This is a genomic window from Candidatus Thorarchaeota archaeon (genome assembly GCA_013388835.1).
In the GTDB taxonomy this organism is placed as follows: domain Archaea; phylum Asgardarchaeota; class Thorarchaeia; order Thorarchaeales; family Thorarchaeaceae; genus JACAEL01.
In genome coordinates, this window is record JACAEL010000038.1 from 1 (window position 1) to 15,985 (window position 15,985).

Genomic DNA, 15,985 nt, shown 5'->3' on the forward strand with positions numbered 1-15,985 from the left:
ACTCTATACTTCAGGAGGAACTGAGCAAGGACCCCATCTACGCCTCGGTCTGGCAGTCCTTCTGTGTCTTGCTGCCAGTCCGAAGTGTGGGCGTGATGGGTGATGAGAGGACCTACGAGCAGGCAGTCGTGCTGCGAGTCGTGGAGAGCACAGACGCCATGACCGCTTCCGTGAGCAGACCGAGCTGGGACACACTTCTCAGAGTGGCCTCCAGAATAGTCAACGAGGTCAAGGGTATCAATCGAGTGACCTATGACCTCACGAGCAAGCCGCCCGGCACGATCGAGTGGTACTAGACATCAACAGCAAGTATAAGCGGGACGCTGTAGGGGTTTCCACAAGATGCGCGGCCGTCTTGTATATCCGTTTTCCGAAGAGCTACTCGCCTACGAGTTCAGTCCGACACATCCTCTCAAGCCGGACAGACTGAGGTTGACCTACGAGTTGTCTGAGAGGATGGGCCTGCTTGACGAGGTCAGACTTGTCCAACCAGTACCAGCCACACGAGACGAACTCGAGATGTTCCATTCACCCGACTTCGTAGATGCAGTCATGGACAGTTCCAATTCATCCCGGATAGATGCGTATCACGGGCTCGGAACAGCTGACAACCCCGTCTTCCCGGGCATCTACGAGGCGGCGACCAAGTACGTGGGCGCGACGCTTGATGGTGCGAGAGAGATTGTCAAGGGAGCATCAAACGCGTTCGTGATCTCGGGAGGACTCCACCATGCTCAGCGTAGCGAGGCATCCGGCTTCTGCATATTCAACGATGTGGTTCTTGCGATAATGCTGATTCAGAAGAAGACACCCTGCCGCGTCCTCTATTACGACTTCGATGCGCATCACGGTGATGGTGTTCAGAACGCGTTCTACAGGTCCAAGGACGTGCTGACTATCTCGACCCACCAGACAGGGAAGACCCTGTTTCCAGGCACTGGCTTCGTCTACGAGACCGGTGGAGGAGAGGGCACGGGTTACTCGGTCAACATTCCACTGCTACCGGGCTCAGGGTCACCAGAGCTGATAAAGTCGTTCGAGGAAGTTGTGGTGCCACTCTTTGAGAGCTACAGACCCGACCTGCTTGTCACTCAGCTTGGCGTGGACGGCCACTACATGGACCCGCTTGCCAACCTAGCATTCACCACACATGGATACGAGCATGTCCTCACAAGACTCCGCGACCTGTCAAACAGTATCTGCAGACTGGGCTGGCTGGCACTTGGAGGAGGTGGCTATCACATCCTGAACGTAGCCCGTCTATGGACGCTCTTTCTGGCCATAATGCTTGACAGGAAGGTAGACGAGCAGTTGCCGATGGACATGGTGGAAGCGTGCAGCAAGATGCATCAGCGGTGTCCGACCACCATGCGGGACCACGACAGGGTCGTTCAGATGTACTTGGACAGGGCAGAAGTGGAGCTGGATCTCGAACGCACACTGAGAAGAGTGAAAGAGCTTGTGTTTCCGTATCACGGACTGGCCTAGTGTCGTTCAGCCTCAGCACACCCGGACGTGACCAAGTCAATCCACCGCTTGACAATCCGGGTCACAAGGTCGGACGCCGCAGCGACTATCAGTGAGTCAGCATCCTCCGCAAGGAGAGAAGAAGGGTCGATGCCAGACCTCGCCATCCGCCAGAGGGGAGGAAAGCACATGAGACCTAGTGCCTCGAATATTGACTCTGAGTCATTGCCAGCAACTTGGAGTCTGGTGCCAAGCGCATCAACTGGGGAGAGCTTCGAGTCGGCATCCAGCAACTGCGAGAAGGTATCCATGTCAGCGCTCATGACGACATCTGGATCCACGCAATCGTCATACACCTTGGGCTTGGAGTCTTCAAATGCGATCGATACCACCTCGCCTGTGTCGGTCGCACGAAAACAGACAGTCAAGTTCGCGTACGAGATGCTCGGCGCATCAAGTATCTCCTCAATCTCTTCTTCGGACATCTCCTTGAGCGCGTAAAGCTTGTCCACACTTGCTCGTAGAGCAGCTCTGCATCCGTCAACGACTGGAGCCAGATACTCCATGATCATGTATCTGTCCTCGCTGATCTCACGTCCAATGACGCTGAGCTTCTGCTCCAGTGTCTTGGGAACCTCGGGTCGTTTCAACTGACATCTGGTACTAGCTCGGCGCAATCCCATATAGAGGTGATGATGAGTGAGGAGAAGGCAGAGCCTGTGCAGATAGTCCCACATTGTGAGCACAAGTGCGTGATGTCGAGTCATGCTACGCGGAGCAACAGCACACTGACCGTCGTCCTCCACGCATCTCGTCGTTCGCGCACGGTTGTGGGCAGTCTGCGTCGCTCAACCTTCACGTCAAGATACGCCCCCATGCAGTCATCGCCACAGAAGAAGTGAAAAGCGACAGGGCCTACTGCATGCATGTGCTCACTGATGACGATAGACATCCATACACACCTAGGACCTGATAGGATGTCCATGAGCAGTATCAAGGCGGCTCAACTTGACCAAGAAGTCGACAAGCTGATTCAGGACATGGACACGAATGGCATTCAGAGGGCTGTCCTGAGCCCCTTCGGACAGGTGACCACAGACTTATGCCTTGAGGCGGTCAGGATGTCCCCCGACCGACTGGCGACAGCGTGTAGAGTGATGCCAAGACCAGTCGATGTGGCAGAGGAGCAGATCAAGAAATACGCAGATGCTGGATGCGTGGCGCTGTCGCTTGATGACCAAGACTACTATCCACAAGACCCAGCAGCCCAGCTACTAGTCAAGAACGCAGTTGATAGAGGGCTTCCAGTCTTCATTCACACTTACAATGCAACCACTGAGACATATGCATTCATTGACCGATTGTCGCTCGTGCATCAGGATGGGAGGTTCATGGTCAGTCACATGGGTGGGTTGTTTGGGTTCTCCAAGGTGCTTCCTCTGTGTGCGCGCGACAATGTATGGATGGAGATATCCGTGACACTTCCGCGGCTTGTGGAGTCTCCTCTGAGAGTATACCTTGATGCGTTAGCTCAGGACCTCGGGGTCCGCAGACTTGTGTTCGGGTCTGAGAACCGGTCGGACTATGAAGACATACTTGCTTCGCTGAACATGCTGGACATCAACGTGGAGATGAGCAGGTGCATACTGGACAGCAACGCACAGACAATCCTGAAGACGCGCTGAGTAGATCATGTACCGGTGTCATCGAACTCACACACAACCAGTCCGAGCCACCTGTACTCAGAGGACCACGCGACGTCATTGCTTTGACTAGACCGTGAAGGACCGGAATGCACCGGGACGGCTCCAATCTGCATCACCGTCTATGGAGATTGAACCTTTCACTTCCGTGTGTCACTCTTGTGAATCATCGCGCAAGACTGGTTCAGATAGGATGCGCTAAGGAATCGTTCCATCTCATCGACTTCCACCAGTCCAATGAGAGAGAGAGGCCCAGCCCTCACAGTAGGCAGGCGCTCGATGTCATCGGTGCCCAACTCTGAAGAGTAGTCCTCAACATACTTCTCGACGATGTCAACACCGCAGCTGTAGGCCTCCATGCGTTGAGCTGCACTCTTCAGCGTCTGGAGAGTCTGATGACAGATTGGGCAGCTTTCGCTCATGTAGATGATGACTCTGAAACGATAGCTGTCCAAAGGTGCATTACGGGTGTCAGTCACGACGTGTACCACGTCACCTCCCGCCGAGCGCACCTGAGTCAGCTCCTTGCTTTGCTCTCGGATGAAGGCAATCTCGCGAGCCACCTCTCATCTCTTCTCTTCTGTGCGAAAGCAGCCCAGCATCGACTCCCACGCAGTCTACTCTGCAAACACTGGAGGCTTCAGCCTCACCTCATCGCGCACAGTGTCCACTGCTCTAAGTGGGATGGCCTCCCAGCTGGCAATCTTGGACGCGTCATGATTCCTCTCCACTATGACGAGGGGTCCTTCAGCAGTATCATACCAGAGCTTCTTCACACGCCCTATCGGGAAGCCCCTGAAGTCGCAGACGATCTTGTCCTTCAACAGCCACTTGATTCTATCAGAGTCCATATGTTTGACCTGAGCATCGGGTGGGCTCCTGATACAAGAGACTGAGTATGTTGATGGTATCACAGACTCAAGGTGCGACTATCACAGAATCAGTGGGATCACCTTGTACATACAGTCGAGGACAAATCCCATCACAAATGGAAAGCCCATCCACACGAGATAGTTTCCCACCGGTGCGGTGAACCTGTTGAACTGCGGAGGAACGAAACTGAAGAACCCGTTGTCGACGGGCTTCCACAGCCAGAGCCCAATCTGCCTGCTAAAGACTGGCTCAATTGCAACGAAGTCAACAAGGAATCCGAGCGTCCCGGCGAAGACCAGCGCTGCTGCATCGCCCAGTCCCAACCACAGACCTGCAAGGTGACAGGATTGGCATACAAAGACCCACATGAACGGAATGTATACGGGCACACGACCTATGAAGAGGCCGTTGGTCGGCGTGTAGTGGTAGTAGCCCTTTCCGGAGACATAATGCTCACCCGCAAGTCCGATTGCTAGAATCATCACCGTCTGTGGTACAATGAACACCCCTCGCAAGTACCACAGAGTATGTGCCGTGAATGCAGAAAGCACGACGAATAGCGTGACAGCTAGGAAACCAATCGTTCGTGACAATCAGTCTACTCCCTCTTCTTCAGTCTTCTACCTGCCGAAGAGATGGCGTCACGTACTCGTTCTGAACGCTCGATGAGCTTCACAACGTAGCTTCGTCCAACCTTGTGCTTGAGCACTGTCTGGGCACGAAGTGTGTCCTGTATCTCGAGTATCGTGGCGACCACCTTGTCGACAGTGCGGCGGTCGATCCCAGTCTTTCGTGCTATCGCAGCTATCGACAGCGATGCGTCCTCACCCAGATCCTTCAGCACCTTGAGGACTTCCCTCATTGCATCCGGAAACGCCATGCGCGGCTCTGGCGGTACGACTGGAATCGACATGGTATATCGCATATCTCAAGCGTATCAGAGCATATATACATTACTGTGTACACATTATTATCGCAGTATTACTGTGTACATGTAGAGGGGACGCAGTCGATTTCCCTTACGTGGCCCCAATTACCGATCACGGTTCTAGCCGGGCTTCAGAGCCAGTTAAAGCTAGCTACAATGAATGGTAATGACAGAGTGTCTGTCACACGACCGTCAGAAGGCCAGCCAACCGCCATCGACGGCTAGGATGTGCCCGGTTATGTAACGGGCATCGTCGCTTGCAAGGAAACAGACAGCACCACGAATCCACTCGGTCTCAGCGAGCGTTGGGAGAGCGGTCCTTGGACGTATGACCTGCTCTCGAATCTCGTCACTTGCGAATGCCTCCCTGGACATTGGCGTCGGAAAGAAGCCGGGAGCAATACCGTTCACGCGTATACCATACTGCCCAAGCTCGATTGCAAGAGCCTTTGTCATCGTGATGAGCCCACCCTTGGCGGCGTAGTAGCCCACTTCTGTGAACCTGGTTCCCCCGTAACCAAATACGGAGGCGATGTTGATAATCGATCCTGACCGTTTCGGTATCATTATCCGGGCAGCCTCACGGGAGGCAAGGAAGGCAGAGGTGAGATTCACATCTATGACAGTCCTCCAGTCCTCCAGTGTCTGTTCGACCAACGGCTTGACAATGAACATGCCTGCGTTGTTGACCAGAATGTCGACCGTCCCGAGCTTGTTAACGCAGCAGTTGACCATCTCACGGATATCAGACTCACGTGTGACATCTGTCACAAGTGGGATTGCCTTGACACCATAGCGGCTCTCGAGCCTGCCTGCTAGGTTCTCGAGCAGTGTCCTTCTTCTTGCAGCCAAGACAATGTTCGCTCCAGACTCTGCCAGGGCGATGGAGAACTGCTCACCCAGACCGGCGGATGCTCCAGTCACTATAGCAGCCTTTCCTGCCAGGTTGTAACTCATCTCAACAACCCAGCCAACACAAATGAAATGAGCTGATAAGACTGCTGCTCAGAGACTCGTGAGCGCGTCGCACCAAGCACTCGTGGCAGAGTCAAGACTACGCATGGACCGGTCGTTGGCGATTGACAGGACATGATGTATTGATGTTGTCAGGCTTCTGCTGAACATAGGAGTCTGTCGGTCTCAGAGGACTCAACTGGTCCCACTCCAGTTCCAGAGGTCAGTTGAAGTCTGGAGCCAATTTCGGTTGGTCCGTGTCCAGATGACGTTACACGAGCAGGAAGCAGTGTGCAGAGTGAGCAAGACACATGTTATCACACGAGACTCTGCAGACACCAACGTCCCATGTCCTCGGCGAACCATCAACGGGGAATGTCTCACTGGTCAGACTTGGGCTCTTCATATCCCCAGTCCATGACAACTCGGTCGCCGGTCGGCAAGAATGCGCCCGGCAGGAGGTAACCAATGAGGCCCATCAGAAGACCAGCGATATTCATGGATCCGCCAAGAACAATGTATGTGCGTGAGTCGCTCTCCTGCTTGTAACTCACGTCACACCAGTCAGCCCCGGACATTCGGTCCAGCGTCACAGTGTAGAGGCCAGGTTCCAGAGGCATGACTTGCCGCTGTTGATAGACTGGCGGATTGGTGTTCGGTATCTTGTCGTCAACAGTCAGTGTCATGTTCAGTGTTCTGACCTCCAGGGTCTGATTGTTGACCACCGTAAAGTCGACAAGTATGACCGAGGCATTCTCAGCCTTCACGGTAACTCCAATCTCAAGCTGAGGGTAATAACCGGGAGAGTTGTACATCTCGAAGTCAGACACGTCGCCCTCGGTGACCACATAACCAACATAATGATAGGGTGCCATGAGGACGATGATGCCACCTATTATTATGACTGCAGCACCGCCAAAGTAGAAGAAGGCCTTCCTGACCAGCCAACCCTTCGCCATCAGTCACACTCGTTAGCGACATCGCCTGCGGAGCAATATAGATGTAACGAACAGCGCCTGCCCTCACTGACTCAATGCCCTCCGACCTCTCGCCCATACCCGCTGGAGTCGCAGGGCGCAGACCTGTCAGAGCGCAGCCTGTTGCTGAAGCGGCCTGAAGCAGAATAGATACATCGGAGCAATGCCTATTTTTCCGCCGACCATGAGTAGAGTGGATTGCCCGTACAGAACCCCCTGACTCCGCTTCTCAGACTGGCCCTGCAGACGGCCAAGACTCAGTACGAGTCATACATCGACGCGATGAGCAAGATAGAGAACGGGGAGCTGAGGAGCCTGTATCAGAGACTGGCCGAGTCTGAAGCCGCAATAGTCGCGAAGATACAGCACATGATGATCACGGGAGTCCTCGACGAGATAGAAGAGCTTGAGTCGTGGAAGGACGAACTCTTCACACCTGATCTTAATTTCTCCAATCGTGGACGGGAGGAAGCTGACTCACGGGCAGACATCTGTGACAGGGTACTACAGAGGAGTATCAGCTCGTGCTCGCTCTATATGCAGATGGCCTCAAGGGCAAACTCAGAGCTTCTCAGCCGGGTCTGCAAGTACCTGGCATACCTGAAGATGTGGCAGATTGCGGAGCTGATGAGTATGCGTCAGTCGCTAGGACTCGCTTGACGGACGCGACAGCTAAGGGACTCATAGTAGGCCCCCCAATGCACATTGCATAGCAGACTGACCGGGGGCTGTCTGCATCAAGCCCACGGCCCTGCTCGAGCATGGTCGCGAACGCCGATGCTTGTGACCCTTGGCGATGACGCCGACTATGGTTGGACCTGCTTCAATACGGTCGGAGACACAGGCAGCACGACATGCGGAGAGTCTTTAGGCACAGAGAACTCACTTCGCGTTCTTTGCCCATATGACAATGGTGACGACGAACAACACGTCGCCCGTCAGGACCAGCAGCCCCCCGGCCGCTGCATTGAAGACAAGAGAAGCTATCGGGCCAGCTCCCTGCAACAGGGCCAGTATGCACCCAACAATCACCAAGACTCTGTTGCGCATGAACAGCCCGACCAACAAAGGCACGGAGAGCGCTGCCATCAGCAGGAGATACACCTCAGGACTGGAGACGCTCATGGCAAGAACGAGGTTACCCATGTAATAGAAGAACAGACCGAAGATCGGAATCACGCGAAGGTACTTGCTAAGATCCACCATATTCTTCCCTGTCAACACGACGCCGTGCATCCGTCTTAAAGATTAACCCATATGCAGGTGCGAGTTCTCTGACCGCAGGCTTTAAAACCGGGACTGAGAGCGGAACATGGCAGAACTGACGGAGCTCCGAATCATGGCCTACATGTTCTATGTCATGTTGATACCGATTGCTCTCATACTATTCACCTTCCTTGCTTTCTACATCACGTCGGAGGGTTCCAAGTGGCAGAAGCATCGGTTCCTGGGTGTCTTTGCACGATTCATTCAGGCATCCCCAAAGAGGAGGTTCTTGGTCTTTCTCATGCTCCTGTTGTTGATGGTTCCAGCGATGCTTGGGGTGTTGGCAGGGTTTTGGTACGATGTGGTGATGGCAAATGAAGTGCCTTCCAACACCACACCAGTAGTCAACACACTGCTGCTCATCTTCCTGTTCGCTGCTGTGATGCTCCCTGTCATGTGGTCCCACTTCAGGATGTGGCGTCAAGCAGTCAGAAGTGCCGCGGAAGTCAGGATCAAAGCAGCCCAATAGGCTGCACGGTTGACGGCGATCATTCCGCGGGTGATGCACGGGTCTGCGACGGACAGACCGTGCTTGCCACAGGAGTAGTCTGGTTCTCACGAGACCGCACTGCTGTCAGTCCTTAACGCTCTCTGAGGCATTCAGTTGACCTAGGCTCAATGGTCCCTCACCGGAGTTTGTAAGACACCTACAGCAGTTTCACATCTGTCGGACCACTGAGCATTCGCTGCAGCACTTCCGAAGCCAGCACTGAGGTGTCGATAGCAGTGAGATATGTAGACCACGGAGACGGCCTCTTCACAGTCGTGGGCGGCGCATTCCCCCTCTGCAACACCCAAGTGATCGACTCCGGCGAACTGAGTGTCATCGACCCCGGTTGTGCCATAGAAGACCTCAGAGCATTCCTGAGGAGTCGAGGGCGCGAGCTTCGCGACGTGAAGAATGTCATGCTCTCGCATATCCACCCCGACCACATAACACATGCAGTACGACTTGAACGCCTTTCCAGATGTAGGATAGTCGCAAACGAGATCACAGCGCCATTGTTCAACGACAAGGAGAAGATGAAGGTCTTCCTGGGATTCCACCCCGGCCATCCTGTACGGGAGCACTGGGAGAGGCTCGTCAATGACAGGATGTACGGTGCACTGGAAGAAGGAAGAGTTGGAGAGGTCGTTTCTGATGGTGACAGGATAGCCCTTGGCGATGTCACACTCAGAATGCTCAGCACTCCGGGCCACACAGCAGACCACATGTGCATCGAAGTGGTCGAAACCAAGACCATGATTGCCGCGGACATTGACTGCACAGAGTTCGGTCCGTACTATGGCCACCCGACTTCATCCATACCATCGTTTAGGGATTCCATAAGAAGACTTCACGCAATGGACATCTCCAAGTTCCTGAGTGGTCATGCGACACAGGTCGAGATTAGGGACCATCGTCAGGCATTGGAGGCCTACGACCGCCAATTCGACATTCGAGAGGACCTCGTTCTAAACGCAGTCGTGAGCGGAGCAAAGTCGCTGGACGATATCGTCTCGGACCCCATAGTATACCCATCCCTGTCCAACGTTGTGTTTCTTCAGTTCGAACGGTGGATGATTGAGCATCATGTCAAGTCCCTGATCACCAAAGGACTACTGAGAGAAGACAGGGGAGTCCTCAAAGCCACATAGCGACTCGCAGCAGTGGCTGACCTTGTAGCCACACGCAATACTCCATATGCTGTCCGTGCGTTACAACAACAGACCTGAGAGAAGACAGGTGTGATTGATTGATGACACGCGACGTGAGAAGGAGCAATCGCCTGGCTGCCGAGAAGAGTCCATATCTCCAGCAACACTCCAATAACCCTGTTGACTGGTATCCATGGGGCGAGGAGGCATTCGAGGAGGCTCATAGACAGAACAAGCCAGTCTTCCTGTCGATAGGATACAGCACCTGCCACTGGTGCCATGTGATGGCCCACGAGTCATTTGAAGACAGCGAAGTCGCAGAGAGACTGAACCAAGTCTTCATCAGCGTCAAGGTAGACAGAGAGGAACGCCCGGACATAGACAAGGTGTACATGCAGGTCGCTCAGATGATGACCGGAAGGGGTGGCTGGCCTCTGACACTGGTGCTGACCCCAGACAAGGAGCCCTTCTTTGCCGGCACTTACCTGCCCAAGCACTCACAAGGTGGAATGCTAGGGCTTATCGAACTCACAGAGCGTGTGCGTGAACTCTGGCAGTCCGACAGGGACAACATACAGGAAGTGGTCACCCGTGTCAAAGACGCTCTCGCTGCACAACAGAGGCATGATGCTCTGCCCAGCGAACCGGACATCGAGGTGCTCAATGCCGCCTTTGACGGCTATGTTGCTCGATTCGACGACAAACATGGCGGATTCGGTACTGCTCCCAAGTTTCCATCGCCTCACAACCTGATGCTTCTGCTAAGGCACTGGAAGAGGACTGGAAACGACTTCGCGCTGTACATGGTCGACAAGACGCTCAGAGAGATGCGAAGGGGAGGAGTCTACGATCACTTGGGAGGTGGCTTTCACAGATACGCCACTGATGCGTTGTGGAGGGTGCCTCACTTTGAGAAGATGCTGTACGATCAGGCCATGATGGCACTGGCTTGTCTTGAGGCATACCAGGCAACGGGAACTCCACTATTCGCATCTGTGGTACGCGAGACGCTCGACTTCGTGCTGAGAGAGCTCCAAGACCGTGAGGGGGGCTTCCTGTCGGCTATCGACGCGGACAGCGAGGGACAAGAGGGGAAGTTCTATGTCTGGTCTGCTGACGAGATTAGGGCATCGCTCTCTGACGACGAATACAGAGTCATTGTAACTGCATTCAATGTCAGGGAGTCTGGTAACTTTGAGGACGAGGCCTCCGGAAGTCCTACCGGGCTCAACATCCTGTATCAGACATACTCCGACGAGGTGAATGCGAAGCTTGTCGGACTGCCAGTCGACCAGTTCACACAACTCCTCACTTCTGCGAAGAAGAAGCTGTTCGAGATGCGCAGTCGAAGGACCGCTCCTCATGTCGATGACAAGGTCCTGACCGACTGGAATGGACTGATGATAGCAGCAATGGCGCGAGCAGGGGCAATCCTCAATGAGAGAGAGTACGTCCAGTCTGCAGAACGTGCCGCAGACTTCATCATCACGAGGATGTCCAATGGTGACCGTCTGCTGCACCGCTATCGTGACGGTGAGTGTGCAGTGGAAGCGTTCCTCGACGACTACGCGTTTCTCATACTTGGCCTGATAGAGCTCTATCAATCGACCTTTGAGGTCAAGTACCTCGAACAGGCGACAAGACTCAGTAAGCTCACAGTCAGTCTGTTCTGGGACTCTGAAGGAGGGGGTTTCTTCTTCTCGCCAGCGTCATCGGAAAGCATGCTCACTCGTCCCAAGGACGCATATGACGGAGCGATACCATCGGGCAATTCAATGATGGTTCTGAACAGTATCAGACTCGGACGACTGCTGGGTGATGAGAGCATGGAGCAGACAGCACGCAATACGCTGAATGCCTTCGCTGACGAGATAGCCAATATGCCGATGAGCCACAGCATGATGCTGGTTGCCATAGACTACCTTCGCGGTCCCTCCCACGAGGTGATAGTTGCCGGGGCTCCTGATGACGTGGTGACGGTCAGGATGATAGCAGAGATACGTCGGAGGTACCTGCCTTCGGTGATGCTGATACTGGTTGGAACCGAACAGCAACGTGACAGCATAACGCGATTGGCCCCATACGTCAGATTCTATGGGCCCATCAATGGTCGTACCACGGCATACGTATGCATAGACCGCACCTGCCAACTGCCAACTGACGACGTCACTCAGATGTTACACCAGTTGGGTGTTCACCACTTGTGAAGAAGTCTGCTCCGTATTCATGGCGCCCAACACTATTCTTATCTGTGTGAATCGAGGCTCGACGGCAGCGACCGGTGGTCATGAAATGTCCGAAAGACTCCCAGCTCGTCTGGCACTCGTGCTGTTTCTCTGCATGTCGGCGGTAATCTCGTTCACTGGGGCTCCGCCGTCCCAAATACCACGGGATGCAACAGTCCTCAGCAACGGTACTGAACCGATAATCTACCGCGGGGGGACAATTGACACTGTAAGAGTCATTGCGTACGCCAGTCTGGAAGACGCCCTCTCTGCGGTCAATGATGGTGAGGCGGACGTGTTTGGACTGATGGTCGAGAGGGAGCACTACACGCTAATAGACTCATACCCCAATCTTGAGAGACAGTGGTCACACGACACAAGGGCGTGCGCGATAGTCCTGAACGCCCAAGCATACCCCTTGCATGACTCGCACCTGAGAAGAGCAATAGCTTTTGCAGTCAACAAGACCATGATCAGGGACGTCATGGGAACGGTGGATCTGGCGGACTTCGCAGTCCCCTTGTCAAGCGAGTACTCTCCCGAGTCCAAGTACGGAGGGCTATTCTACGACAGGGACATCGCGCACGCAAACGCCGAACTTGGTATGGCTGGCATCTTGGATGTTGACGAGAATGGGTATGTCGAAGCACCGAACGGGAGCAGTCTTACCCTGAGACTGACATACCCATATGATGTCTACGGCATGAACGAGACCGCGCAGCTGATATCAAATGACCTTCTGTCAGTAGGAATCAACAACACACTCGTCCCGCTTGATTCGGTTTCGCTCCAGACAGGTCTGGCCAATCACAGTCTGGACTTCGAGCTTGCTCTGTGCCACATGGAGTTTCCCCTCTATGATGCTGACTGGGCCATCAGAACATTCCACTCGTCAATGGTGTCGGTCGCGGGAGAGAACATCGCGCGGGTGAGTGACCCTCAGATCAACTCGATGGTCGGACGTCTGTTGGCAAACTCGAAACTCTCTGCAATGCACACACTCGTCTACGAGGGGCTCCAACTCATTAGAGACCTATGCCCTATCATACCACTGTTCTTCTACAACTGGCTGTCGGTCTACTCCACAGCCAACTTGGATGGATGGAACAATCACACGAGCGGCGGAGCATATTCTGTCTGGAACCCTGTGACCCTCGCACCGAAGACGGGAAAGCCAAGTCAGATGACCGTTGCAGTGCTCCCAAGTTTCTTCTCGGACTTCTTTCGCTCCTTGAATCCGTTATATCAGTGTAACAACGTATCGTGGACGCCAATTGATTCCAACTGGTACTACAGGCGGCACTTCAATCCATACCTCCTAGTCTATGACTCGCTGACTGCGACACACCTAGACGGTACTGCAGTACCTAGGTTGAGTACATACTGGGAGGTTCAGTTCAGTGACCAGAAGCCAGACATCCGTCCGCTGACCTCCAGGGCGGTCTTCTACTGCGACCCGGCAGCAAACTGGACCGATGGGACCCGGCTGACCGCACAGGATGTGAGGTTCTCAATGGAGCTCTATCGAAACCTGTCAGCCATCGAGGATGCAGAGATCATCGAGTCGGTCAAGGTCACCGGGAGTCACACAGCTGGTGTCAATCTCAACAGCACTCTGATGTACCACTACAGAGTCCTAGGTTCACTTCCTGTCCTGCCACTGCACATCATGGGTGGCATGAATAGTACCCAGGTCAGCGCATGGAATCCCACTCCGGCTGAAGCGATTGGCTCAGGACCATACAAGTTCGCTGAGCTTGTTCTTGGTGAGGAGCTTACACTGACCCGAAACACGGGATACTATCCTCAGCTGGACATGGAACCTCCAAGACTCACACAGATCTACCTGTCGCCCCAGAACCCCATCCCTGCTGAGACTGTCACTGTACGAGCATATCTGGATGACCGAAGCAGGATAGCAAATGTCTCTCTGAGCTGGACTAGTCATGTGGGAACTCTGAATTTCACAACAGAAACGACAATGCAGGAGACCTCTCAGGGTTACGTAGGCATCATTCCCGCCAGCATCACGTCCTCTTCTGTAAACTACAGTATTCGGGCGACTGACATCTGGGGCAACTCGGCAGTTCTAGCTACAGGGTTGTACCCACAGGCTTCGAATGGCGGTATCGGGGCACCTGACCTGACGATTGCCGTACTCGTCATGGGTGCAATCGGACTGGCTGCAACTGGCCTCGTCGCTCGACACGCGAGGCAGAGAGGCTAGACATCAGGCATACTGGCAGTGTGCGTGCTCATATGGAGTGGTCCCACGAACCGTGCACTCGCAGCACGCCGTGGGGTCACCGCAGAGGGAACTTGCGTGACCGGCATCCTGTGCACATGCATTCGGACTGCGGAAGTCGTGACTTCGCTGAATGAGGAGCTTCGCCAGTGCGTGGCTCTCTGAGAGCATCATCTGGAGTACTACTGCGATGGCTTCCTGATGATGTAGATGATGACTACCACGACAACGACTCCCACAGCAGCTCCTGCAACCACAAGGAGAGGACCATACACCACCAGCGGGTCACTGGGCCAGATCTCCGCAAGACACAATCCGGCCTCGCGCCAGGATTCGGCAATGCATGATAAGTGCGAGTTCAACTCGCTCAGTTGATTGGAATACTGAATCAATGCGCCATCGAGGTCCCCGGTGGTGTTGTAGACGGATGCCAGCGTTCGGAACAGGCTGATGATTGGACCATCGACTACGCTTAGGTTGCCGGGGTGAATCAGGCTGGAGTTGCTTGAGACTGCCGCGAAGTGCGGCAGCGCCTTATTGGCTGCTGCAATGAAGGCCGTTGTATTCCGCCCTGTGAGCAGAGTAGGCACACTGTTCAGACATGACCTATAGGCGAGGTACTGAAGCGACACTTGGCTTTCGACACCTATCCCGATGAAGAAGAGGAGAGAGGCCTTGAACTTCACTTCATCCGGCATCCCGTCGAATACCTGGAGATACTCCTTGAGCCCAGCACTTGTCAGGTCGTTTGCAAGTTCACGGTATGCGCTGTATCCGAACTTCCACAGATATGCGGAAGGACTGTCAGGTGCATAGACTGTGCCCACGCCAAGCAGCATGTCGCGCATGTAGGGGCCAAGCAGTTCACCGGGTTGCGCAGACGGAACGGTCTGTTTCTTGATTAGAATGCTGATGTAATACCTGTTGAACCAAGCGGTGTTTAGGCTGGTATAGGCTATCTCGGTGTAGTTGCCGCGTCCATCATACGGGTATCCGAAGTTCATTCCAAAAGACCCAACTCCGGGGTCAATGATTGTTGCTTTGCCCGCTGTGTCGTTGTAGCCAACTATCACAACCGCGTGCCCGCCACCTGATATGCCCAGATTCCGCAGGTAGTCGTAGTCACTGGCTGGGAGCCATAACGGGTCAACGCTGATGAGGAGCCCATGGCCCGAGTCAATTGCACTTCTCATGAGGGAAAAGGCGTCCGTCTGCCCGTTCAGCAGTCCGGCATAGATGCCCCGGTGCCTGAGGACTTCAATCTGCTCTTCTATTCCCTCCACCTCCGCGGAGAAATACACCGAGTAGTTGAGACCGTACACACGACAGACAAAGTCCACGGGATAGATCTGCGAGTACAGTGCTCCCGGGTAGAGTAACATCGTGTCATTGTAGCGTATGTAGGCAGTGGAGAATCCGACGCCTGCGGCCGCAAACAGGTCGTGCATGCTCAGCGGTATGCCCTCGTACTGAAGCAGGACACTTGTGGCAGCCCAGTTGCAGAAGCCATTGATCTCCTGCCACACATAAGGTACACCAACAAGAGGACCCTCTGATGCGGGAACAAAACCATCACGCGCTATCACAGGGTCCTTCCCACTCGCGTCGCCAAGACCCTGCATGAGCAGGCCTGTGAGCACCGCGAAGACCAATACCGCAAGTACCAGCCGACGACTCATTGGCGTTCATTCGCCTCGAGTTTGACAATA

At 54.3% G+C, this 15,985-nt stretch carries 18 protein-coding genes; 8 read left to right on the top strand and 10 right to left on the bottom strand.

Annotated elements, in window-relative coordinates:
- The coding region (locus tag HXY34_06685) for a GMP synthase (glutamine-hydrolyzing) (protein NWF95812.1) at positions 1 to 296 on the top strand (296 nt) is incomplete at its 5' end.
- 46 nt (positions 297 to 342) lie between these two features.
- Positions 343 to 1,488, top strand: a complete 1,146-nt coding sequence (locus HXY34_06690; protein NWF95813.1) for an acetoin utilization protein AcuC — start codon at positions 343 to 345, stop codon at positions 1,486 to 1,488.
- Here the strand turns inward: HXY34_06690 and HXY34_06695 are convergent.
- Together HXY34_06695 and HXY34_06700 are read right to left on the bottom strand one after the other, a co-directional pair.
- A complete protein-coding gene (locus HXY34_06695; protein ID NWF95814.1) occupies positions 1,485 to 2,117 on the bottom strand; it encodes a hypothetical protein in 633 nt (210 codons plus the stop codon). The genes HXY34_06690 and HXY34_06695 overlap by 4 nt on opposite strands.
- A gap of 113 nt (positions 2,118 to 2,230) precedes the next feature.
- Positions 2,231 to 2,419, bottom strand: a complete 189-nt coding sequence (locus HXY34_06700; protein NWF95815.1) for a hypothetical protein — start codon at positions 2,417 to 2,419, stop codon at positions 2,231 to 2,233.
- On the opposite strand from HXY34_06700, the gene HXY34_06705 reads away from it, so the two are divergent.
- Positions 2,406 to 3,152 carry an amidohydrolase family protein gene (locus tag HXY34_06705; protein NWF95816.1) on the top strand — a complete coding sequence of 249 codons (747 nt, stop codon included), beginning with the start codon at positions 2,406 to 2,408 and terminating at the stop codon, positions 3,150 to 3,152. The genes HXY34_06700 and HXY34_06705 overlap by 14 nt on opposite strands.
- A 158-nt stretch (positions 3,153 to 3,310) precedes the next feature.
- Here the strand turns inward: HXY34_06705 and HXY34_06710 are convergent, their stop codons facing one another.
- The 6 genes from HXY34_06710 to HXY34_06735 form a co-directional block, all read right to left on the bottom strand.
- Positions 3,311 to 3,733, bottom strand: coding sequence for a hypothetical protein (locus HXY34_06710; GenBank protein NWF95817.1), 423 nt, complete (start codon positions 3,731 to 3,733; stop codon positions 3,311 to 3,313).
- Between the two features lie 54 nt (positions 3,734 to 3,787).
- Entirely contained in the window at positions 3,788 to 4,021 is a 234-nt protein-coding gene (locus HXY34_06715) for a hypothetical protein (protein NWF95818.1), read from the bottom strand.
- 81 nt (positions 4,022 to 4,102) lie between these two features.
- Entirely contained in the window at positions 4,103 to 4,636 is a 534-nt protein-coding gene (locus tag HXY34_06720; protein ID NWF95819.1) for a carotenoid biosynthesis protein, read from the bottom strand.
- A gap of 5 nt (positions 4,637 to 4,641) precedes the next feature.
- A complete protein-coding gene (locus HXY34_06725) occupies positions 4,642 to 4,956 on the bottom strand; it encodes a hypothetical protein (GenBank protein NWF95820.1) in 315 nt (104 codons plus the stop codon).
- A gap of 207 nt (positions 4,957 to 5,163) precedes the next feature.
- Positions 5,164 to 5,928: an SDR family oxidoreductase gene (locus HXY34_06730; GenBank protein NWF95821.1), complete on the bottom strand. Its 765-nt coding sequence runs from the start codon at positions 5,926 to 5,928 to the stop codon at positions 5,164 to 5,166.
- Between the two features lie 377 nt (positions 5,929 to 6,305).
- Positions 6,306 to 6,884 (bottom strand): hypothetical protein, encoded by a 579-nt coding sequence (locus tag HXY34_06735; GenBank protein ID NWF95822.1) that lies wholly within the window; start codon positions 6,882 to 6,884, stop codon positions 6,306 to 6,308.
- 216 nt (positions 6,885 to 7,100) lie between these two features.
- Here HXY34_06735 and HXY34_06740 point away from each other — a divergent pair, with 216 nt between their 5' ends.
- Positions 7,101 to 7,562, top strand: a complete 462-nt coding sequence (locus HXY34_06740; protein ID NWF95823.1) for a hypothetical protein — start codon at positions 7,101 to 7,103, stop codon at positions 7,560 to 7,562.
- A gap of 222 nt (positions 7,563 to 7,784) precedes the next feature.
- Here the strand turns inward: HXY34_06740 and HXY34_06745 are convergent, their stop codons facing one another.
- Positions 7,785 to 8,123, bottom strand: coding sequence for a hypothetical protein (locus tag HXY34_06745; GenBank protein NWF95824.1), 339 nt, complete (start codon positions 8,121 to 8,123; stop codon positions 7,785 to 7,787).
- A gap of 91 nt (positions 8,124 to 8,214) precedes the next feature.
- On the opposite strand from HXY34_06745, the gene HXY34_06750 reads away from it, so the two are divergent.
- The 4 genes from HXY34_06750 to HXY34_06765 all read left to right on the top strand — a co-directional run bounded on the left by HXY34_06750 (position 8,215) and on the right by HXY34_06765 (position 14,258).
- Positions 8,215 to 8,637 (top strand): hypothetical protein, encoded by a 423-nt coding sequence (locus tag HXY34_06750; protein ID NWF95825.1) that lies wholly within the window; start codon positions 8,215 to 8,217, stop codon positions 8,635 to 8,637.
- 257 nt (positions 8,638 to 8,894) lie between these two features.
- Positions 8,895 to 9,806: an MBL fold metallo-hydrolase gene (locus tag HXY34_06755; GenBank protein ID NWF95826.1), complete on the top strand. Its 912-nt coding sequence runs from the start codon at positions 8,895 to 8,897 to the stop codon at positions 9,804 to 9,806.
- 101 nt (positions 9,807 to 9,907) lie between these two features.
- Positions 9,908 to 12,013, top strand: a complete 2,106-nt coding sequence (locus HXY34_06760) for a thioredoxin domain-containing protein (GenBank protein ID NWF95827.1) — start codon at positions 9,908 to 9,910, stop codon at positions 12,011 to 12,013.
- An 85-nt stretch (positions 12,014 to 12,098) separates the two neighbouring features.
- The gene (locus tag HXY34_06765) at positions 12,099 to 14,258 is read left to right on the top strand and encodes a hypothetical protein (protein ID NWF95828.1); all 2,160 of its coding nucleotides are present in this window, start codon (positions 12,099 to 12,101) and stop codon (positions 14,256 to 14,258) included.
- A 200-nt stretch (positions 14,259 to 14,458) separates the two neighbouring features.
- Here HXY34_06765 and HXY34_06770 read toward each other — a convergent pair whose 3' ends face one another.
- The gene (locus HXY34_06770) at positions 14,459 to 15,955 is read right to left on the bottom strand and encodes a hypothetical protein (protein NWF95829.1); all 1,497 of its coding nucleotides are present in this window, start codon (positions 15,953 to 15,955) and stop codon (positions 14,459 to 14,461) included.
- Positions 15,956 to 15,985 lie beyond the last annotated feature (30 nt).